At 35.5% G+C, this 16,660-nt stretch carries 20 protein-coding genes, 3 tRNA genes and 2 rRNA genes; all 25 read left to right on the top strand.

Annotated elements, in window-relative coordinates; genetic code table 11:
• A 23S ribosomal RNA gene (locus BLP46_RS09455) occupies positions 1–202 on the top strand; the annotation flags it as partial.
• An 85-nt stretch (positions 203–287) separates the two neighbouring features.
• Positions 288–363: transfer RNA gene (locus tag BLP46_RS09460), tRNA-Lys, on the top strand.
• Between the two features lie 56 nt (positions 364–419).
• Positions 420–494: transfer RNA gene (locus BLP46_RS09465), tRNA-Glu, on the top strand.
• A gap of 42 nt (positions 495–536) precedes the next feature.
• Positions 537–653 (top strand): 5S ribosomal RNA (gene rrf / locus BLP46_RS09470).
• Between the two features lie 303 nt (positions 654–956).
• Positions 957–1,032, top strand: a tRNA-Asn gene (locus BLP46_RS09475).
• 113 nt (positions 1,033–1,145) lie between these two features.
• Positions 1,146–1,271: a hypothetical protein gene (locus BLP46_RS13350; RefSeq protein WP_318259563.1), complete on the top strand. Its 126-nt coding sequence runs from the start codon at positions 1,146–1,148 to the stop codon at positions 1,269–1,271.
• Between the two features lie 30 nt (positions 1,272–1,301).
• Positions 1,302–2,030: a Fic family protein gene (locus tag BLP46_RS09480; protein ID WP_092978482.1), complete on the top strand. Its 729-nt coding sequence runs from the start codon at positions 1,302–1,304 to the stop codon at positions 2,028–2,030.
• A 234-nt stretch (positions 2,031–2,264) separates the two neighbouring features.
• A complete protein-coding gene (dcm, locus tag BLP46_RS09485) occupies positions 2,265–3,536 on the top strand; it encodes a DNA (cytosine-5-)-methyltransferase (RefSeq protein WP_092978483.1) in 1,272 nt (423 codons plus the stop codon).
• Between the two features lie 6 nt (positions 3,537–3,542).
• Positions 3,543–3,668 carry a DUF3789 domain-containing protein gene (locus tag BLP46_RS09490; RefSeq protein ID WP_092978485.1) on the top strand — a complete coding sequence of 42 codons (126 nt, stop codon included), beginning with the start codon at positions 3,543–3,545 and terminating at the stop codon, positions 3,666–3,668.
• Between the two features lie 220 nt (positions 3,669–3,888).
• On the top strand, positions 3,889–4,872 hold the full coding sequence (locus tag BLP46_RS09495) for a DNA adenine methylase (protein ID WP_318259564.1): 984 nt from the start codon (positions 3,889–3,891) through the stop codon (positions 4,870–4,872).
• Positions 4,857–5,057 carry a hypothetical protein gene (locus BLP46_RS09500; RefSeq protein ID WP_092978487.1) on the top strand — a complete coding sequence of 67 codons (201 nt, stop codon included), beginning with the start codon at positions 4,857–4,859 and terminating at the stop codon, positions 5,055–5,057. Before BLP46_RS09495 ends, BLP46_RS09500 begins: the two co-directional genes overlap by 16 nt.
• The gene (locus BLP46_RS09505) at positions 5,054–5,344 is read left to right on the top strand and encodes an AbrB/MazE/SpoVT family DNA-binding domain-containing protein (RefSeq protein WP_092978489.1); all 291 of its coding nucleotides are present in this window, start codon (positions 5,054–5,056) and stop codon (positions 5,342–5,344) included. The genes BLP46_RS09500 and BLP46_RS09505 overlap by 4 nt, the downstream gene beginning before the upstream one ends.
• A 64-nt stretch (positions 5,345–5,408) precedes the next feature.
• Positions 5,409–6,098 carry a M24 family metallopeptidase gene (locus BLP46_RS09510; RefSeq protein ID WP_092978491.1) on the top strand — a complete coding sequence of 230 codons (690 nt, stop codon included), beginning with the start codon at positions 5,409–5,411 and terminating at the stop codon, positions 6,096–6,098.
• Between the two features lie 60 nt (positions 6,099–6,158).
• Positions 6,159–6,911 carry a hypothetical protein gene (locus BLP46_RS09515; RefSeq protein WP_092978492.1) on the top strand — a complete coding sequence of 251 codons (753 nt, stop codon included), beginning with the start codon at positions 6,159–6,161 and terminating at the stop codon, positions 6,909–6,911.
• A gap of 61 nt (positions 6,912–6,972) precedes the next feature.
• The gene (locus BLP46_RS09520) at positions 6,973–7,539 is read left to right on the top strand and encodes a hypothetical protein (RefSeq protein WP_092978494.1); all 567 of its coding nucleotides are present in this window, start codon (positions 6,973–6,975) and stop codon (positions 7,537–7,539) included.
• A gap of 70 nt (positions 7,540–7,609) precedes the next feature.
• Complete coding sequence (locus tag BLP46_RS09525) at positions 7,610–10,264, top strand: SpaA isopeptide-forming pilin-related protein (RefSeq protein ID WP_167669239.1); 2,655 nt, start codon at positions 7,610–7,612, stop codon at positions 10,262–10,264.
• A complete protein-coding gene (locus BLP46_RS09530) occupies positions 10,264–10,596 on the top strand; it encodes a DUF7768 domain-containing protein (protein WP_318259567.1) in 333 nt (110 codons plus the stop codon). Before BLP46_RS09525 ends, BLP46_RS09530 begins: the two co-directional genes overlap by 1 nt.
• The gene (locus tag BLP46_RS09535; protein ID WP_092978496.1) at positions 10,589–10,933 is read left to right on the top strand and encodes a DUF3852 domain-containing protein; all 345 of its coding nucleotides are present in this window, start codon (positions 10,589–10,591) and stop codon (positions 10,931–10,933) included. Before BLP46_RS09530 ends, BLP46_RS09535 begins: the two co-directional genes overlap by 8 nt.
• A gap of 149 nt (positions 10,934–11,082) precedes the next feature.
• Positions 11,083–11,415: a helix-turn-helix domain-containing protein gene (locus BLP46_RS09540; RefSeq protein WP_092978497.1), complete on the top strand. Its 333-nt coding sequence runs from the start codon at positions 11,083–11,085 to the stop codon at positions 11,413–11,415.
• Between the two features lie 143 nt (positions 11,416–11,558).
• The gene (locus BLP46_RS09545; protein WP_092978499.1) at positions 11,559–12,059 is read left to right on the top strand and encodes an SLOG family protein; all 501 of its coding nucleotides are present in this window, start codon (positions 11,559–11,561) and stop codon (positions 12,057–12,059) included.
• Positions 12,060–12,117: 58 nt separating this feature from the next.
• Positions 12,118–13,059 (top strand): conjugal transfer protein TrbL family protein, encoded by a 942-nt coding sequence (locus BLP46_RS09550; protein ID WP_318259570.1) that lies wholly within the window; start codon positions 12,118–12,120, stop codon positions 13,057–13,059.
• Between the two features lie 9 nt (positions 13,060–13,068).
• Entirely contained in the window at positions 13,069–13,413 is a 345-nt protein-coding gene (locus BLP46_RS09555; RefSeq protein WP_207645230.1) for a hypothetical protein, read from the top strand.
• 4 nt (positions 13,414–13,417) lie between these two features.
• Positions 13,418–14,014, top strand: a complete 597-nt coding sequence (locus BLP46_RS09560; protein WP_092978500.1) for a hypothetical protein — start codon at positions 13,418–13,420, stop codon at positions 14,012–14,014.
• Positions 13,998–14,795: a class B sortase gene (locus BLP46_RS09565; protein WP_092978501.1), complete on the top strand. Its 798-nt coding sequence runs from the start codon at positions 13,998–14,000 to the stop codon at positions 14,793–14,795. The genes BLP46_RS09560 and BLP46_RS09565 overlap by 17 nt, the downstream gene beginning before the upstream one ends.
• 13 nt (positions 14,796–14,808) lie before the next feature.
• Positions 14,809–16,647, top strand: coding sequence for a VirB4 family type IV secretion system protein (locus tag BLP46_RS09570; protein WP_318259568.1), 1,839 nt, complete (start codon positions 14,809–14,811; stop codon positions 16,645–16,647).
• Positions 16,648–16,660: the final 13 nt, after the last annotated feature.

Below are 16,660 nucleotides of genomic sequence, written 5' to 3' on the forward strand. Positions count from 1 at the left end.
TCACGCCAGTGGCACAGCTGGGCAGCTATGTATGGATCGGATAAACGCTGAAAGCATCTAAGCGTGAAGCCGACTCCAAGATTAGATATCCCATCGTTTTAACGAGTAAGACCCCTTGTAGACTACGAGGTTGATAGGCTGCGTGTGTAAGTGCCGTGAGGCATTCAGCTTGGCAGTACTAATAGGTCGAGGGCTTGACCATATTTCTTTGGTCTTTATGTTTTGTTTCTCTTTATTTCTTCTTTATTCAGTTTTCAGGGCGTTTCCTGAGTACGAAAGTACAGTATGCACCATTAGCTCAGTTGGTAGAGCACCTGACTCTTAATCAGGGTGTCCCGGGTTCGAGCCCCTGATGGTGCACCATAAAAGGTATTTCAAGGGGCTTAAAGAAAAGAGCCCCTTGTGAAGACCTCACAAATGGCTCGTTGGTCAAGCGGTTAAGACTTCGGCCTCTCACGCCGACAACGCGGGTTCGATTCCCGCACGAGTCACCAAAGTGCGTAAAAGGCAAGAAGCTTAATATATACAAATTAATAGTTGGTGTTGATGACGCTGAGGGTCCACCTGTTCCCATACCGAACACAGAAGTTAAGCTCAGTAGTGCCGAAAATACTTGGCTGGCGACGGCCTGGGAAGATAGGAAGACGCCAACACTTTGCATTCACCCTTTGGGGTGTTTTGCTATATTTTCCTCCATAGCTCAGTCGGTAGTGTTACAGTCACTCTCAACGTCCGAGTGGAATTTCACCGAAATGCTTGGTTTTCAAGCGTTTATGTGGTAAAATTCATGTATACTAAAGTCTCAGCTTTGACATATAAGACATAATGTCTTGAGGGAAACATTCCTCCATAGCTCAGTCGGTAGTGGCTACGTACATTTAAGTACTTGACACTATTACTTAGTTTGAGGACAAAATCCAAATTGAGTGAAGCTACCGAATCATTCAATTACACATTCCTCCATAGCTCAGTCGGTAGAGCGCATGACTGTTAATCATGATGTCACTGGTTCGAGCCCAGTTGGGGGAGCCACAAAGAGTAGCATTTATTGCTACTCTTTTTCTTTTATCTAAAATTATTTAATGATATGATGAGGTTGTGGGGTAAGACTCATAATCAAGGCTTTTGTGTCGGAAAGGCAAGATATGGACGAACATATGACAGATAAACAATTCGATGTCCTTATGAATTCAATTATTCAAATTGTAAAAGATTCTGCTACTAAAGAAGAAGCAGTTGAGAAATTACAAAATCTAATTGACAAGAAATAAGAATTTTTAATTTACACGGGAGGTGAGTCTGTGAATTACGAAAGATTGTTAGATAAAAAAGAAAAGCTTTTGAAAATTCAAACAAGTAATTCCGAAAATATTTTTGAGAACTTCAATAAAGCATTTGAAATTGAGTATGCTCATAACTCTACAGCTATCGAGGGTAATACTCTTACGCTAATTGAAACTAAGGTTTTGCTTGAAGATAAGATTTCCATAGGTAGGAAATCTTTACGTGAGATTTATGAGGTTGTTAATCATAATAAGGCTTTTTCATATGTAAAAAACTGTATTGCTGAAGATAAACCTCTTGATGAAAATATCGTAAAAGATATACATTCAATTCTTATGGAAAATATTTTAGTTGGTGGTATTTATCGTAATGTTGACGTGCGTATAACAGGTGCCAAGCATAAGCCACCTGTGCCAAGTGAAATGTATTATCAGATAAAAGATTTCTTTTCTAACCTTAATTTTAAATCAGATTTAAATCCTATTGAATTAGCATCATGGACTCATGCTGAATTTGTAAAGATTCATCCATTTGTTGATGGTAATGGCAGAACATCAAGACTTATTACGAACTATCAGCTTATGAAGCACGGTTTCTTGCCTGTTTCAGTTAATAAGGAAGATAAGCTTGATTATTTTAATTTTCTTGAGGAATATGCTGTCAATGGTAATTTAGAACCGTTTGCTGATTTCGTTGCTGAGCTTGAAGAAAGACAGCTGGATGAATATCTTTCTATCATTAGATAACTTTTTAAAACTTAATATTAAATCACAGAGTCGATTTTATAGAAATATAAGATCGGCTCTTTTTTGTACCAAATTAAAGGAAGAGGTAAGTATGAAAACACAAATTAGAAGCCCAACAATAGAAATTGTATTCAATAAATTAGTAAGGAGTTTTTACAATGAAAAAATATATTTTTATGAAATCTACAATTTAAAATCGAGGTGATATTTATTTTAAATTTGGTTGGATAAGCTATGCCAATCAAATTCTTAGATATGTTTGCAGGTATTGGTGGTTTTCGCTCAGGACTTGAAGCTGTTGGTGGTTTTGAGTGTGTCGGTTACTGTGAAATTGATAAATACGCAAAGCAAGCATACGAAGCTATGTATGATACGAAGGGAGAACTGTATTTTGATGACGCAAGAAAAATCAATCCTGAATCATTACTTGATATCGACCTTATTTGCGGAGGATTCCCTTGTCAAAGCTTTTCAATTGCTGGAGAAAGACGAGGCTTTGAAGATGTGCGAGGAACGCTTTTCTTCGATATTGCAAGAATTGCTTCCGCTAAAAGACCTAAGTATCTGTTTCTTGAGAACGTACCCGGATTGCTTAACCATAACCAAGGCAGGACGTTTCAAACAATCCTCTGTACATTGGATGAGCTGGGGTATGATGTCGTGTGGCAAGTGTGTAACAGCAAAGATTTCGGAGTTCCACAGTCAAGAAAGAGAGTGTATATTATCGGATATAATCGAGAGAAATGTAGAGGCGAAATATTATCTTTCACTAAAGCAAATCCAAAAGCTCCTGTACAAAGGTTATCAGGCGAAGAAGGAGAACGCATATATTCAACTAATGGGGTTAGCGTTACTCTGACAAGTTCAGGTGGTGGATTCGCCGGTAAAACAGGGATGTATTGCTTGGAAAATGATTTTGATGATGAATTTAGAAATAGCTGTGGTATAAGAATTATCTCAAAAACTAAAAGCGGATATCAAATTGCATACCCAGGAGATAGTATAGACACAGCATTTTCTGGGCAAAATTCAAGAAGAGGTCGTGTAGGAAACCAAATTGCACATACACTCACAACAAGCAGTACACAAGCATATTACTTTATAGATATGAATCCTGAGTCTAAAATAACCGATATTGCAAGATGTATTACTGCTCGATATGATTCGGGTATAAGTAACCGCAAGGCTGAACATTCTGGAATACTTATAGACGGCATTACAGAGGAAGATGTAGCAAATATCTTTGATGAGGACTCACCGTTTGCTTTGATTTTTAAAGATAAGTACGGTGAAATCCACTTTGGCAGAATAAGAAAACTTACTCCTCTTGAATGTTGGAGATTACAAGGCTTTACATATGAGCAGTTTTATAAAGCAAAAGCAACAGGTCTTTCAGATAGCAGACTTTATAAAATGGCAGGAAATGCAGTAACTGTGCCTGTCATTTCTGCAATAGGTCGAAGCTTGCTTGATGTTGAAATCAGAAATAATAAACACGAGGAGTGAAATATTATGATTGGATTTATAATAGGTCTGTTCGTTGGTTGCTTTATAGGCGTAGTAGTTATGGCACTTATGAATGCATCATCAAAAGCAGATGAACAGCTCAAAAATTACAAAAATAATAAAACTGAATAAGTAAATAACGACTAATATCAATCGTTCCGTAGCGATTGGTATTAGCTTAACATATATCAGACGTTGATTAGGTTTAAAAAACTTAGTCAACGGCTTTATCATTTTATAGATAATTGCTTGTTTACTCTCGGGCACAAAAGCTTTGTATATATGGAGCTATCTACACGAATTGGATGCAACGTCACGTTGCTTCAGGGGCGATTGATAAAAAATTGAGGTGATGAATATTAGAACCCCTGTAAGCTGGATGGGAAATAAAACTTCCATCCTTCATATTTTGTACGCTGTGTTTCCACTTGGTTACGAAAGATACATAGAACCATTCGGAGGCTCAGGTGCAGTGCTGTTAGGTAAGAATAAGCCTGATAAGTTTGAGATTTACAATGATTTTAATCATAATCTTGTAAACCTCTTTCGTTGTATGAGAGAGCGACCAATGGCATTTATTAAAGAGCTTGGATTTTATCCTCTTAATGCAAGAGATGACTTCAACGCAATAAAAGATTTCTTTAAGCGTGAGCAGTTTAATGATAAATATCTTGAAGAGGAATTGGAAATTACAAAAAAACTTCTGCCTGCTCCACAAGCCGATGAAATCGTAGAAATGTATGTCAGACTTAAACAAGACTATGATTTACGTAGAGCTGTTATGTTTCTTAAATCTCTGCGATACAGCTATTCAAGCTCAGGTAAAAGTTTTGCGTGTCAGCCATTTTCATTAGTAAGCTTGTTTAAATTGATAGAACAGCTTGGTACAAGGCTTGCCAATACTGTAATCGAAAATCAGGACTTTGAGGTACTTATTAAGCATTATGACAGAGATAACTCATTCTTTTATTGTGATCCACCATATTTCTCAAGTGAATATGTATATCAGTGTGGATTTACTTGGGATGACCATTTAAGATTGAGAGAAGTGCTTAGAAATGCTAAAGGAAAGTGGCTTGTATCATATAATGATTGCCGTGAAATAAGAGATTTATATAAAGGCTCTTCATTTGCTGATTTTACAAGAGTTCATAGTATGAAACAACGAACTAATGCAGGAGAGCAGTTTCCTGAGTTGCTTATCAGCAATTATGATATGTGTGAGCGATTTAATAGTAAACCGTTACAGTTAAGCTTGTTTGATTATACGAATGAAGAACAAATGACAATAGAAAAAATTTTGAAGGAGTGTATAATATCATGCAAAACGAAATGATAAATAATTTAGTTTACATAGGTGTACCGTTAGATGCAGTAATTGTGTCAGGACTTACGGATGAAACACCAGTTGAGATTTCTGCTACAAACGGCAAAATTGTTATTGAAGCAGTCAATAATATGTGCCTCTGTGATGATTGCAGAGCAAAGCTTGAGTCAGAAGAAACAGAGGTTGAGGAATGACAATATACAGAGTTTTAGGCAAAAAAGGAAGAATTACAATTCCTTATGCAATACGTAAGCGTATTGGATTTAGGTACAATGATATACTTTCATTTACAGAGCAGAATGACGGCTCAGTGGTTATCAAGCGAGAGAAACTCTGCGATAACTGTATTGATATAGCAGATGAAGATAGTGAGGATATAACGCTGGAAGATTTTCTTGATAGTTTGTCTGAGGAAGAACAGAGAGATGCACTTATACATCTTTCTCTGCTGTGGGCTGAAAAGCAGAAGGTTAGTTTTTAGCTTAGTTGAATGTTGCTGTTTGGTGTGATATAATTATTCTAAGCTTATTTCTGTGAGGTATATTATGAAGTACAAAGAAGTACAAGAAATCGCAAAGAAAACCATTGATTATATAAAATCAGAGATTAAGGTTGGTATGTCATTAATTGATGTGCGAAAAAAATGCGAGAGTAAGATGATTGAATTAGGTGCAGATTCTTTTTGGTATTGGGATGTAGGTGCATTTGTTTTTTCTAACGATGAAACTACACTTTCAATTTCAGGAAAGAACTATAATACTGCAGATAAAGAAATAAACTCAAACGATATTATTACAATTGATTTAAGCCCTCAAAATTTAAATATATGGGGTGATTATGCCAGAACAATTATTATTGAAGACGGTATAGTTGTAAACAATACTAAAGATATAAAAAATGATGAATGGAGAAAGGGGTTAACAATGGAAGACTTGTTGCATCAAGAACTTTTTGAGTATGCTACTCCTAATACAAGTTTTGAGCAATTATATTTTCATATGAATGATTATATTATTTCTCACGGATTCATTAATTTAGATTTTTTAGGTAATTTAGGACATTCTATTGTAAAGAATAAGGATGATAGAGTTTATATTGAAAAAGGAAACCAGTGTAAATTAAAGGAAGTTAACTTTTTTACATTTGAACCACATATTGGTATAAAAAACTCTGTATATGGCTATAAAAAGGAAAATATATATTATTTTGAAAATGATAAATTGTTAGAACTTTAATAATATTTACTGGACATTTGAAATTTTGTGGATATAATGTTGCTTGAAAGGAGCGATAATATGAAAAAGAGAATCGCAATAGTATTAACTTTAATATTAGCAACAGGAACATTCACAGCTTGTACAGCAGAAGAAAAAGTAAATGAAGATAATAAAACATCCGTGGTTTCGACTGCGGATGTTTCTTCATCTACTGAAAGCTCAGAACCCTTGCCGACAGAAAATGTTACTGAAATTACAACCACCGAAAAAGCCATTGTGTTACCAAATGAAGAGCCTACGGAAACTGATACCCAAACCGAAGAAAAAGCCGACAGTGGGCAGAATTTAGGCAATAAAACGCAGTCAAAACAGACGGTGGAAGTGAGAACGAATACTAAAAACATTGCGAAAGATTCTACAAGTAAGGTAATTGAAAATCAGGAATTTAAAACAGAAAATATTCCTGAACAAAAGCCAGTACAAAATGTAACTGAACCTCCTACCCAAAAGCCAACAATCAAACCTACGGAAAAGCCTACTCAACCACCAACAGAAGCAAAAACTATAGATATTCAGTATGTAGTCAGCTCCTGTATATCCTACGGCAAACAGCTTGGTATGAATTACGATTCAACCCTTAACACATCAAACGCAAGTTGGTTCTCACCAACAAATGCTGAATATTACAGCGATACGCAAAGTCTGCTAAACGATTGTTACAATGATGTTGAGTATACCGCATACTTTCATCAGGATAGTGGTATAGAACCGTCAGACCTGACATTCAATGTCATAGCAGAACAAAACAAAATCTATATAATATATTGTTAAATCAGAACTTATGCACCCGACCAGTATCGGGTGCATTTTTTCATGGAAAGGAAAGTGCAAAATGAAAATAAACAAAATCACAACAAACGACCTTCGCAAAATGAATGGAAAGGAAGGTCTTATCTTACAGGGATGCGGAGGTGAAGTAAAAGACTGGGTTGATGGTATCAACGAGATGTTAAAGAAAGACGGAATCTTACTTGATAACACGAAGTTTAAAAATGTCAGCATATTTGAAAACGAAGGTCTAACCTGTATTCTTTATCCATTTGATAATGTTCACCTTGATGTTGGTAAGCTTGCGATGTGGAGATTGCAGTCATACACAGCATTTGCAGGAACTTGGTTGACCGATTATGTTGATAATAAGCTTGGTGGTTTTCAAGAAAAGATAAAACCCGACTGTGCTTTAATCGGTCAGGACGGTAATATTTTCAATCTTATGGGAATTGCAAGTCATACTCTAAAGCGAAACGGAATGGCTGATGAAGCAAAGGAAATGTGCAGTCGTATTACAGATGCCAAAAACTATCATGAGGCACTCGGAATAATCGGAGAGTATGTAAATATAACAGACGGAACAGAACAGTCCGATGATATTAGCGAAAACTATTTAATCAGTATGTAATTTAATATTTTAAGCAAGGCAGAGTAATTCAACACTCTGCCTTTAACTATTTATGAAAGGATTTTTTATTATGAAAACTATTAAAAACAAACTCACAAGAACAACCGCAGTATTACTTGCTGTTATAACAGTATTTTCAATTATTTTTGCACTTCCTGTAAGTGCGGTAAGTGATGAAGTTACAATCATTTTTGATTATTGCTACGATAGTAATGGCAACACAATCAAATTTCAGCAGAAAACAACTAATGACGGTTACACAGTAGGTGTTCCAGGAGAAGAACTTTGCAAGATTTTTGCAAATGATGAAGAAGCCTATTGTATAGAACCTGGTCACAGTCTTTTTTCTTTCGATACACTCAAAAAAGATGCAACAACAGTTTGGAGAGATTTAGGCTCAGCAAAACAGAAAGCGATCAATCTAGCTTTGCTTTATGGTAAGTCTGGTTCAAGTAGTAACTTGAGTGGTAATGATGATGAAAAATGGGTAGCAACTCAGCTTATCGTGTGGGAGTTTGTTGCTGATTGCAGAGAAACAAAGAATGACTTTAAATGTACAAATACAAAGTTTATTGACGGAATCACAGCTGGCGGTGCAAACTCAGGTATTAAGAAAGTATATAACGAAATTTCAAATAGTCTTGCAAGCTATGCAACTGTTCCAAGCTTTGCATCAGCCGTACTTTCAAAATCAGAAACCTATGAGCTTAAAGCAAATGGTAACAGCTATGAACTGACCCTTACTGATGAAAACAACATTCTTTCAAAATTTGATTTTAAGTCAACAGACGGTGTTATTGTTTCAAAGTCAGGCAATAAGCTAACTTTAAAATCCTCATCACCAATTACTGAAGAAGTTACATTCAATTGTGCAAAGGCAATGCCAAATGTGGGCAAAGCTGTTCTTGTTCCGTATGGTGATGCCTCAATGCAGGATATAATCACTGGTGTTGAAAATGATAACGACCCCGTAAGAGCATATTTTAAGGTTAAAACAAGTCAGGGTAATTTAAAGATTGTTAAGACTTCCGAAGATGGCAAGGTTGCAAATGTAAAGTTTAAAATCACAGGCGATAACTATTCGGAAGAAGTAACAACAAATACAAATGGTGAGATTGAAATCAAAAATCTAAAGGTAGGAACATACACAATTACCGAAATTGTATCAGATGAATACGAAACTCAAAAGTCACAAACAGTTACAGTAGAAAACGGAAAAACTGCAATTGTAAAATTCAATAACACTCTTAAAAAATCAGAAATAAAGATTATCAAGAAAGATGCTGAAACTAAGAAAACTATTCCACTTTCAGGCTTCGGATTTAAGATTAAGAATTCTGATGGTAGCTTTGTTACAGCAGATAAGAAAGAGGTGTTTTATACTGATAACACAGGTACAATTACACTCCCGATTAAGCTTACATACGGCAAATATCAGCTTGTTGAAGTAAGTGCAGGAACAGGTTATATCCTTGACAGCACACCTATAGATTTTGAAGTAAATGGCGAGAATAAAACAATCGAGCTTGTTAAGTACAACAAGGCTCAGAAAGCCACTATCACTGTAACAAAAACAGGCGATATTTTCTCATCAGTAAAAGAAATCAATGAAACATCAACAGCAGATGAAGCAACAGAAAACGCACTTAAAATGTATCAGCCTGTTTACAGTAACAGTACATTAAGTGATGCAGAATTTAAAATTACAGCTGTCGAAGATATTACAACACCTGATGGAACTGTTCGATACAAAAAGGGTGAAACTGTTGACACTATGACAATAAAGAATGATGGTAAGGCTGTTTCAAAACAGTTGTATCTCGGCAAATATTATGTTACTGAAACAAAAGCTGTATCAGGCTATGTTCTTAATCGTGAGGCATATCCCGTAACTCTTAAATATGCTGGTCAGAATGTAGAAATTACAAACTCAAATACCACAATTAACAACAAAAGACAGAAAGCAGAAATTACTCTTACAAAGATTCTTGAAGTAAACGAAGAATTAGAGATTGGAAAGAATGACGAAATCCAGAATGTTTCCTTTGCTCTCTATGCTAATGAAGAAATCAAAGCAAGTGACGGTACAATTATTCCTAAAGACGGCTTGATTGAAATTGTATCTGTTTCAGAAAACGGCAAAGCAACCTTTACAGCAGATATTCCATTCGGAAAATATTATGTTCAGGAATACACTACTGACAAGCATTATGTTATAGATGATACAAAGTATGAGTTTGAGTTTTCTTACATAGATGAAAATACATCAGTTCAGACAATCGAAATCAATAATGGCAAACCAATCGTAAATAAGCCTATCACCGGTGGACTTGAAATCACAAAGAAAGATGTATCAACAGGCGAGCTTTTACCAAACGCAGGATTCCGTATCAAAGATGAGAACGGAAATATTGTTGTTGAGAGTTACACAGATGAAAAAGGTATAGCAAAGTTTACACTTGGTTATGGTAAATACACCTACGAAGAATTTGATGCACCAGACGGATATATTATCGATAAAACTCCTCATGAATTTGAAATTACAGAGAATGGACAAATCATCAAAGCTGAAATGACCAATAAGAAACAGCCTGAGCCTGATAAACCACAAACAGGCGATAGCTCTAATATCGGTTTCTTTATTGGTTTAGGTGCAGTTGCAATAGGTGGTTTAGTATCGTTTTTGATTATCAGATTCCGCAAAAAAGATGAGGACGAGGATTGATGATGAAAAAAGTATATGTTTGTTCGCCTTTGGGTGGTAATGTTTTAGAGAATATCGAAAATGCAAAAGTGTATGCAAAATATGTTTTTGATAGAGGTATGGCTCCGATTATACCTCATTTTTATGCAACCATTCTTGATGATGACATTGAAGATGAAAGAAATCTCGGCAAACAAGCAGGTATATCGTTGTTGTTTGGTTGTGATGCAATTTGGGTGTTTGGTGATAGAGTGACATCAGGAATGAAAGAAGAAATCCAGTTTGCAAAGCACTTGAAAATTGAAATCAAATATATATCAAAAGAGGAATTAGGAGAGATAAATAATGGTTAAGTCAAATAAAATGAAAGCATTAAAATTTGCTGTAGGTTTTGCAATTGTTTTACTGCTGTTTGCAATTTCAGCATTACCTGTCTTTGCAGCAGGGGATGTATCTACCGCAATCGAAAACACTTGGACAACTGCACAAACTCAGATTAAAAATGTGGTAAACAATGTTGTATTTCCTGCTGTGGATATGATACTTGCTATCTTATTCTTTGTTAAGCTGTCTATGGCATATATGGACTACAGAAAGCATGGACAGTTTGAGTTTCAGGCACCGGCAATCCTGTTTGCGTGTCTTGTGTTTTCTCTTACAGCTCCGCTGTATATTTGGACAATTTTATAAACTAAAAATAAAATCTAGTAATAAATTTCAGTTCTACTATACTGCTAATACATAGTAACCTTATTAGAATGTCTGTTTACTTTTCTTTTTATCCGATATACTAATGATTAACGATGTAGTTTATGGATAAAGGATTTAGGTGAACTGCGATGATAGACAAGAGAATAGGTAAAAGAATTAAAGAATGTAGAGAAAGACTTGGTTTAACTCAAGAACAGTTTGCTGAAAAGGTTGGACTTGCTACTAATTATATTTCTACTGTTGAAAGAGGTGCATCTTTTCCAAGATGTGAGAAATTGATTGCGATACTCAATGGACTTGAAGTATCAGCCGATGCTATTTTCTGTGATGTAACTACTGTTTCAGGACCATATAAAGAGAGTGTTATTTCAGAAGAGCTTGCTTCACTTCCTAATGAAGATAGAAAGCGTATTCTTGATATGGTTGAGTTGATGATAAAACAAGCGAAAAACGACAAATAACTTCGTAACTCGTTGAACTGCGTGCAAAAACACGCAGTTTTTTATTTTGTACGCACTTTTCGACATGCTTTTCTATATTTATGTGATATACTATGTATTAGCGATATAGAATATATCGTAAATACATATTTAGAGGTGTGCGTATGAAAGTTAAAAAAGTATGTTGTTTTACAGGTCACAGACCGCAGAAGTTACCATTTGGATTTAACGAAGCAGATGAACGCTGTGTTTTACTTAAACATAGAATAAGAGAAAAGGTTGAATATCTTATTACCGAGCAAGGTGTAACGCATTTTATAGTCGGCATGGCTTTGGGTGTTGATATTTATTCAGCAGAGATTATTTTGTCTCTAAAAGAGAAATATCCACAAATTACTCTTGAGTGTGCAATTCCTTGTGAAACTCAATGTGTTAAGTGGAGTGAGCCGATGCGTGACAGATATTTTGATATAGTCAGCAAATGCGATAAAGAAACTTTGTTGCAAACGCATTATACAAATGACTGTATGCAGAAACGCAACGAGTATATGGTTAATAATTCAGACTATGTTATAGCGGTATGGGATGGCAAACCAAGCGGAACAAGTAATACTGTTCGCTATGCTGAAAGTAAGGGCAAAACAATTATTACTATCAAACCTTAAAATTTAATATTTGATGAGTGGCTGTTAGGAGAAATCGTAACAGCCTTTTTACTTGGAGGTGATTATCATTTTTGACTGGTTAGGAGATTTTATCGGTGGTATCGGAGATTCCATAGGCAGTACGTTTGAATATCTCGGTACAGAAATATCAAATGCTATCTGGGATACGATGCTTAGGTGGTTTTATGAAACAATTTACAACGCAGTTGCTGAATTTTTTACTATGATGGGAAATATGGGAGCTGACATATTCGACCTTGATTGGGTTAAAGCAACAGTTAGTTTGTTTACAATGTTCGGCTGGGCATTGTTTGTTGCAGGAACTGTAGTAGCTGTATTTGATGTAGCAATTGAATATCAGAACGGCAGAGCAAACATAAAAACAACTGCAATAAATGTTCTAAAAGGCTTCTTTGCCTGCTCATTGTTTGGTGTTGTTCCTGTTGAACTATATAAGTTCTGTATCTCATTGCAAAATACTTTTTCGCAGGATTTATCTGCCTTATTTGCAAGTGCTCAAACCCTCGATTTAGCAGGACAGAGTACAAGTGTTTTACAAGGCAGTTTTGCTATATCAACGCAATTAAACTTTAGTTTATTTAATCTTCTCGCAATGATAGCTTTTGCTTATTGCGTGATAAAGATATTCTTTGCAAACATCAAACGAGGTGGAATACTGCTCATACAAATGGCAGTAGGTTCGCTGTATATGTTTAGTGTGCCACGTGGCTATCATGATGGATTCAATCAATGGATGAAACAAATTGCAGCACTGTGTCTTACAGCATTTATGCAAACAACGTTGTTGTTTTTGGGACTACTGACATTCCCAGGCAATATGCTACTTGGGTTAGGCATTATGCTGTCAGCAAATGAAGTACCGAGAATTGCACAGCAGTTTGGTCTTGATTCAAGCGTAAGAGTAAATATGACAAGCGTAATTCACGCAACAACTACTGCGGTGAATCTCACTCGTGGTGTAGCGAAAGCCGTGAAATAAGGAGGTATTATGACAACTTATTTATATCCGCAAAACCTAAAAGCTACTGCAAATATGTGGCTGTGGAGCTTAAGAGATTTTGCAATTATGAGTATAGCAATGTTGTTGTCGGTATTGATACTTGCAAATACAAGAATGGTAATTCCATTAGCAGTTACTTTATGTTTTGGATTCCTAACAATCCGACTTGAAGATACAACTGTAATGGATTTTATCAGGTATGCTGTAAAGTATTTTATATCCACACAACAGGAATTTTACTGGCAGCGTGACGCTGCACCCAATTCGCACACTAAAAATCTTTTTGACAGACTGTGTGTGCCTGCGAATAAATTGAAAATGGAGGAAAAGTAAAACAATGAGAAAAACGAGAAATAGAAATAAAGGTAAGTCTGTTCAGGACTTGCTCTCAATAAAGACATTTACAAATCACGGACTTAAAGTAGGCAAAGAAGAACTGTTATTCTTTAATGTTCAGCCTACAAATATTTCTGTATTATCACACACGAATATTGAAATCAAAATCAGACATTTGTTGATGGTTTTATCTGCTGTACCTGACATCGAAATCAGTTGTTCAGATTCAAGCGAATGTTTTGATAACAACAAAAGTTATCTCAAAAACAGGATTGAATATGAAAAGAATAGTAAGGTAAGAAACATTCTTGTAAAAGACATTGATTTTCTCGATAGTATTCAAGCTGAAATATCGACGGCAAGACAGTTTATGTTTATTGCAAGATGTAAATCTTCAAAGTCAGAACAGGTACTACAAAAAGCAAACAGAATAGAAAAGATAATATCTGACCAAGGCTTTGAAGTAAGTAGAATGAGCAAGAACGATATCAAACGATTTTTGGCTATTTACTTTGATGCAAGTATGAATGGTGATTTAATACCCGATTATGACGGTGAACAATATGTAACGGAGGTGTCAGATGAAGAAGATAATTAGTACCATTGCAGTAATCGCAGTTTTTGCAATCGTTATTGTGTTTTGCTTTATTTCTGTACTTTCTCAAAAGAACACCGAATACAGAGAAAAAGCTGACTTTGAACAGATAGAAGAAGTTGTTACAGAGGAAGAAACGAGGGCTATTAAAACTCCGATAATTCTTAATACAGATGATGAAGAAGCCGTTGTTGAACTGTCAAATCAATCTTCTGAAACAATTACATATTATCAACCGCATTCTGTATCTGATTTACTTTCAATGAATCCTGATTGTTTTGGTTGGATAAGCATAGCAGGAACAAACATAAGTTATCCTGTTATGCACACACCTGATAATCCACAGAAATATTTAAACAAGAGCTTTTATGGAGATTACAGCCAAAGTGGTGTACCTTTTCTTGATTCAAGGTGTATAGAGGACAGTTCAAATCTAATTATATACGGTCACAATATGAATAACGGAACAATGTTTGCAGACTTGTGTAACTACACCTATTATTCATATTTCACACAGCACCCCACAGTTGTACTTGAAACTAAAAATTGTGTATCAGTTTATACAGTGTTTGCTGTTATGAAGGTAAAGTCAGATGATGATTGGTACAGATTTATTACAGCAGATACCAAAAGAGATTATGACTGCAAAATTAAGTATGCTAAAGAACACAGCTTATATGATACAGGAATAACACCTGTTTATAACAAACCACTTCTCACCTTATCCACCTGTTACGGTGGCAATAGTGATAACCGTATATTGGTGTTAGCTGTAGAAAATTAAAATGGAGGTAATTATGTCTATATTAAAACGAAAGCCAAAACTCCTTACACCTGAACAGGCAGAAGAAGTCTACACAAAAGATTTCTTTGATATGATATTACCTGGTGTAATCAAATTTTTATCAGACCACTATATTGTTGGTGACTCATACCGAAGTGTGTGGGTAATAAAAGAATATCCACACTCAACAGAAGAACAAGCTATTCTATCACAGCTTGCAGACAGAAACGGAGTTACATTACGCATATATAACAGACTCGTTGAATCTATTGAGCAGAGAAAAATTATACAGAATGCCACACGAAAAAACAAGCTAAAGTCAGGTGGCAATGATGTAAACGATACCATTGAAGCAGAAGGCAATCTCCGTGATGTGGCTTCTTTAATTTCAAACCTACGAATGAATAAAGAACCATTACTGCATTGTTCTGTATTTATTGAACTCAAAGCCAAAAGCAAAGCAAAGCTAAGAGAACTTCAAACCGATATAGCAATGGAGCTTACTCGCTCAAAGATTGATGTGGATAGGCTTACACTTCGTCAGAAAGAGGGCTTCTTGTCTGTTAACCCTTTAGGTAGTAATCAGTTTGGCAGTATGTATGAAAGAGTTTTGCCAGCTAGTTCTGTAGCGAATTTGTTTCCGTTTAATTTCAGTGGTAAGACAGACCCTAATGGCTTTTATATCGGTCGTGATAAGTACGGCACAAATATCCTTGTTGACTTTGACAGACGAACAGAGGACAAAACAAACAGTAATATCCTTATTCTTGGTAACAGTGGTCAGGGCAAAAGCTATTTAATGAAGTTGCTTTTAACAAATATCAGAGAAAATGGAAAGAAAATTATTATTCTTGACCCTGAAGCAGAGTACGAGGATTTAACAAATGCTCTTGGTGGTTGCTATATTGATTTTATGACAGGCAGATACAAAATCAACCCTCTTGAACCAAAGACTTGGAACGATGGTCAAAGTGAAACTGATAAGGATGCACCTGAGGCATTTAATAAAGTTACTCGACTTTCACAGCACATTGCATTTTTAAAAGACTTTTTCAGAGCATACAAGGATTTTACAGATAAACAGCTTGATACACTTGAAATTATGCTGATGAAGCTGTATGCAAGGTTTGGCATTACTGACTCAACTGATTACAGCAAAAAGAAACCTACAGATTTTCCTCTTATGAGTGACCTGTATGCTTTGTGTGAGGAAGAATACAATGCTTTTGATAGAAAACTAAAGCCAATCTATACAGTGCAAACTTTGCAGGAAATCTGTCTTGGCATTAATAGTATGTGTGTTGGTTCAGAGTCTAAATACTTTAACGGTCACACCAATATCACCGATGATATGTTCTTGTGCTTTGGTGTAAAAGGTTTGCTTGATACCAATAAAAGACTTAAAGATGCTATGCTGTTCAATATCCTCTCGTATATGAGCAACAAACTTCTTGGTGAAGGTAACACAGTAGCTTCTATTGATGAACTTTATTTGTTCTTATCTAATCTCACCGCCATAGAGTATATCCGAAATGCAATGAAGCGTGTTCGTAAGAAAGAATCAGCTGTAATACTTGCCAGTCAGAATATAGATGACTTCTTAATAACAGGAATTAAGGAATTTACAAAACCACTGTTCTCAATCCCATCAAACCACTTTCTTTTCTACCCAGGTAATATCAACCCAAAAGATTTTGAAGATGCACTTATGATAGAACCAAACGAATATGACTTAATCAAATTCGGAGAAAAAGGCACTTGCCTTTTCCGTTGCGGTAATGAAAGGTATCTTCTCGTAGTTAAAGCACCTGAATATAAATCTGTTATCTTTGGTAGTGCTGGAGGTAGGTGATTTTTATGGACAA

Origin of the sequence: Ruminococcus sp. YE282 (assembly GCA_900101355.1) — a bacterium.
In the GTDB taxonomy this organism is placed as follows: Bacteria; Bacillota; Clostridia; order Oscillospirales; family Acutalibacteraceae; genus Ruminococcoides; species Ruminococcoides bromii_A.

Bases quoted from the DNA above. Each gene is read 5' to 3' on its own strand.
- BLP46_RS09515 (WP_092978492.1), top strand. From the start codon at position 6,159: ATGAAAAAGAGAATCGCAATAGTATTAACTTTAATATTAGCAACAGGA.
- dcm (WP_092978483.1), top strand. From the start codon at position 2,265: ATGCCAATCAAATTCTTAGATATGTTTGCAGGTATTGGTGGTTTTCGC.
- BLP46_RS09545 (WP_092978499.1), top strand. From the start codon at position 11,559: ATGAAAGTTAAAAAAGTATGTTGTTTTACAGGTCACAGACCGCAGAAG.
- BLP46_RS09500 (WP_092978487.1), top strand. From the start codon at position 4,857: ATGCAAAACGAAATGATAAATAATTTAGTTTACATAGGTGTACCGTTA.
- BLP46_RS09510 (WP_092978491.1), top strand. From the start codon at position 5,409: ATGAAGTACAAAGAAGTACAAGAAATCGCAAAGAAAACCATTGATTAT.
- BLP46_RS09540 (WP_092978497.1), top strand. From the start codon at position 11,083: ATGATAGACAAGAGAATAGGTAAAAGAATTAAAGAATGTAGAGAAAGA.
- BLP46_RS09570 (WP_318259568.1), top strand. From the start codon at position 14,809: ATGTCTATATTAAAACGAAAGCCAAAACTCCTTACACCTGAACAGGCA.
- BLP46_RS09490 (WP_092978485.1), top strand. From the start codon at position 3,543: ATGATTGGATTTATAATAGGTCTGTTCGTTGGTTGCTTTATAGGCGTA.
- BLP46_RS09495 (WP_318259564.1), top strand. From the start codon at position 3,889: ATGAATATTAGAACCCCTGTAAGCTGGATGGGAAATAAAACTTCCATC.
- BLP46_RS09565 (WP_092978501.1), top strand. From the start codon at position 13,998: ATGAAGAAGATAATTAGTACCATTGCAGTAATCGCAGTTTTTGCAATC.
- BLP46_RS09560 (WP_092978500.1), top strand. From the start codon at position 13,418: ATGAGAAAAACGAGAAATAGAAATAAAGGTAAGTCTGTTCAGGACTTG.
- BLP46_RS09525 (WP_167669239.1), top strand. From the start codon at position 7,610: ATGAAAACTATTAAAAACAAACTCACAAGAACAACCGCAGTATTACTT.
- BLP46_RS09530 (WP_318259567.1), top strand. From the start codon at position 10,264: ATGATGAAAAAAGTATATGTTTGTTCGCCTTTGGGTGGTAATGTTTTA.
- BLP46_RS09505 (WP_092978489.1), top strand. From the start codon at position 5,054: ATGACAATATACAGAGTTTTAGGCAAAAAAGGAAGAATTACAATTCCT.
- BLP46_RS09535 (WP_092978496.1), top strand. From the start codon at position 10,589: ATGGTTAAGTCAAATAAAATGAAAGCATTAAAATTTGCTGTAGGTTTT.
- BLP46_RS13350 (WP_318259563.1), top strand. From the start codon at position 1,146: ATGGACGAACATATGACAGATAAACAATTCGATGTCCTTATGAATTCA.
- BLP46_RS09555 (WP_207645230.1), top strand. From the start codon at position 13,069: ATGACAACTTATTTATATCCGCAAAACCTAAAAGCTACTGCAAATATG.
- BLP46_RS09520 (WP_092978494.1), top strand. From the start codon at position 6,973: ATGAAAATAAACAAAATCACAACAAACGACCTTCGCAAAATGAATGGA.